At 73.7% G+C, this 2582-nt stretch carries 4 protein-coding genes; 3 read left to right on the forward strand and 1 reads right to left on the reverse strand.

Going from position 1 to position 2582, the window contains the following annotated elements; genetic code table 11:
• Positions 1-97: 97 nt before the first annotated feature.
• The 3 genes from AC0CYZ_RS07060 to AC0CYZ_RS07070 all read left to right on the forward strand — a co-directional run bounded on the left by AC0CYZ_RS07060 (position 98) and on the right by AC0CYZ_RS07070 (position 1817).
• Positions 98-730 carry a DUF4234 domain-containing protein gene (locus tag AC0CYZ_RS07060; RefSeq protein WP_472213695.1) on the forward strand — a complete coding sequence of 211 codons (633 nt, stop codon included), beginning with the start codon at positions 98-100 and terminating at the stop codon, positions 728-730.
• Positions 731-782: 52 nt separating this feature from the next.
• Complete coding sequence (locus tag AC0CYZ_RS07065; protein WP_472213697.1) at positions 783-1118, forward strand: DUF4288 domain-containing protein; 336 nt, start codon at positions 783-785, stop codon at positions 1116-1118.
• A gap of 117 nt (positions 1119-1235) precedes the next feature.
• Positions 1236-1817, forward strand: coding sequence for a hypothetical protein (locus AC0CYZ_RS07070; RefSeq protein WP_472213699.1), 582 nt, complete (start codon positions 1236-1238; stop codon positions 1815-1817).
• Between the two features lie 10 nt (positions 1818-1827).
• Here the strand turns inward: AC0CYZ_RS07070 and AC0CYZ_RS07075 are convergent.
• Positions 1828-2582 (reverse strand): DUF1266 domain-containing protein (locus tag AC0CYZ_RS07075; protein WP_472213701.1); only part of this gene is annotated, 755 nt, incomplete at its 5' end.

The following is a 2582-nucleotide window of genomic DNA, read 5'->3' on the forward strand; positions in this document are numbered from 1 at the left end:
GGTAACGGTGACCGGCGGGCGGGCGACAAGCCGGGCAACTCCGGCGCCGTGGCGGGAGCCGCACCACACCGATCTCGAACCGCCGGGGGAACCGCCCATGTCTGCTGTGCCCGAGTCCGCACCTCGCCCGCCGACCGCGGGTCGCCACGCGACGCCACCCCGGGGCGAGGCGGCCGGCGAGTTCGCCGGCTCCTCGGCGGCCGGCGAGTTCGCCGGCTCCTCGGACGTCACCGCGCGGCTCCACATCCCGCCGCAGTACCAGCAGACGCGCCTGCCCCCGGTCGGCGCGCAGCCGGCGCAGCGTCCCCACGGTGTCGTCCGGCCGCCCGTGGCGACCGGGCTCGCGATGAAGCGCCGCAATCCCGTCGGGGTCTGGCTCGGCCTGCCGCTGATCACCTTCGGCATCTACAGCTACGTCTGGTACTACAAGATCCACCGCGAGATGGCCGAGTTCGACCGTCGCCGCCTCGTCCCGGTCGCGGGGCCGCTGCTCGTCCTGCTGTTCCTCGGCTGGACCGTCGTCGCGCCCCTCGTGTCGCTCTACAACACCGGCAACCGGATCGCGGACGCCCAGCGGGCCGCCGGTCTACGGCCGACGTGCAGTGCCGGGGTCGGTCTCCTGCTCTGCTTCGTCCTCGGACTGGTCTCCCTCTACTACCAGAGCGAGCTCAACAAGATCGTGGACTCGTACGGCGCCCCCGCCGGGGTCCAGGTCGCGCTCCGCGGCTGAGACGTCTCGACGAACCTGTCGGCGCTCCGTACGGCACGGCAGGGTGGGCGCCATGACCGGGGAACGGTGCTACATCGCGATCACGCTCTTCGAGTTCGTCTCGCCCGACCCCGCGGCCGGGGAGCTGTACCGCGAGGACACGACGCTCGTGCACGGGAACAGCGAGGTCGAGGCGCGTGAGGTGGCCGAGCGGTGGGCTCGAGAGCAGGAGGGTGTCGACGAGGTGACCGGCACGGTCGTCGTCGGGCCGCGCTTCCTGGGGGTCGTCGACGTCGCACCGGTGCTCGACGACGACCTCACCGGCACCGCCGACCTCTACCACCGCCACTTCCGCGACCTCGCCGCGTACCGCCGCTGGGAGCCCCTGCTCGACGGTGAACCCCCGTAGCGGCGGCGCTCGTCCCCCGGACGGGTGATCGTCCCGGACGGCGGGACCGACGCGGTAACGACGAGCCCGGCGGGCGCGAGATCGGCGTGACACGCGCACGAGAGAGGGGGCTCGAGCATGACGCAGATCGACCGGCCGCCGTTCTACCGCAGCGACGCCCACGACGACGCGGTCCTCACCGGCCCGATACCCGGGCTGCCGGTCGTGCGGGACGCAGCGCGTCCCACGGGCGACCCGAGCCGGTACGCCCCGCCGCACCCGTCGAGCCCGCTCCCGGTGCAGGCCCCGCCCCGCCGGTCGAACGGGATCGTGATCGCCGCGGCCGGCATCATCCTCGGCGCGGTCCTCTTCTTCGCCCCCGGCATCGGCGTGTTCTCGCACGTCGCGCTGCCGACCACGGCCGTGCACCAGGTGACCTACGAGGTCAGCACCGCGAAGGGCACCCCGATCGCGGCCACCTACAGCCGGTCGCGGACCGACGAGCTCGCCTCGGCGAGCGTCTCCGGCGTCGGCTCGCCGTGGCGGGCGGACGCGGAGGTCTCCGGCGTCGTGGGACCGATGCTGACCGCCTCCCTCACCCCGGACCCCGGACTCGTGAACCGGTCCGACACCATCACCTGCACCATCGTCGAGGACGGCGTCGTGGTCGCCCGGGACTCAGCCGACGGTGAGGACGCGATGGTCACCTGCACGAGGTAGTGGGCGGGCGTCAGCCGGGCTCGCTCGGGGCCGACGCGGGTTCGGCCGGGACGGACGGGTGGAAGGGGACGGTGCGCCACGGACTCGTCGGCTCGCTGGTCAGGACGGTGAACGGCCGGACGCACGTCTCGGCCTCCACCCCGTAGCGGTCGAGGTCGGCGTCGTCGAGGTCGGCGGTCCAGAGCAGCCGGCCGAGCACGAGCGCGGCCCCGAAGTCGGGCCACGAGTCGTAGCAGCGCCGCGCGAGCAGCCCGAACCGTTCGAGCTGCCAGCGTGCGGTCGACTCGTCGCAGTAGCGCGCGTCCGGGCCGTAGCGGGCGAGCATCGCGCCCCGCCCGATGTCCCAGGCCAGCAGGGAGTGCACCTGCTCCCACTCGGCGAGCACGCCGCGCTCGCGGAGGTAGCCCTCGTAGGCCTCGGTGCGGCGCAGGTCGGCGAGGACCTCGTCGCTCACCGCGCGCCCGTTGAGCTCCACGTTCTCCGGATCCTCGACGACGGCCTCGACTGCGCCGGCCGGGACGAACGTGCCCTCACCGATCCGCCGACGGAGGCCGAACACGACGTCGCCGCCGAAGGGCTGCGGGTCGGCGAGGCGGTCGAGCATCTGCTGCCAGTCCCGCGCGGACCCGATCCCCCAGCCGTCGCGCATGAGCACCCGGGCGTCCAGGGCGTCGTACCCCGCGGGACCGAAGCGGTTCCACGGGTAGCCGTTCATGACGGCGTGCCAGGCGGCGCACGCGAGGCCGTGCGCGAGGGTGCCGGTCG

It is taken from the genome of Actinomycetospora sp. (assembly GCF_055612215.1).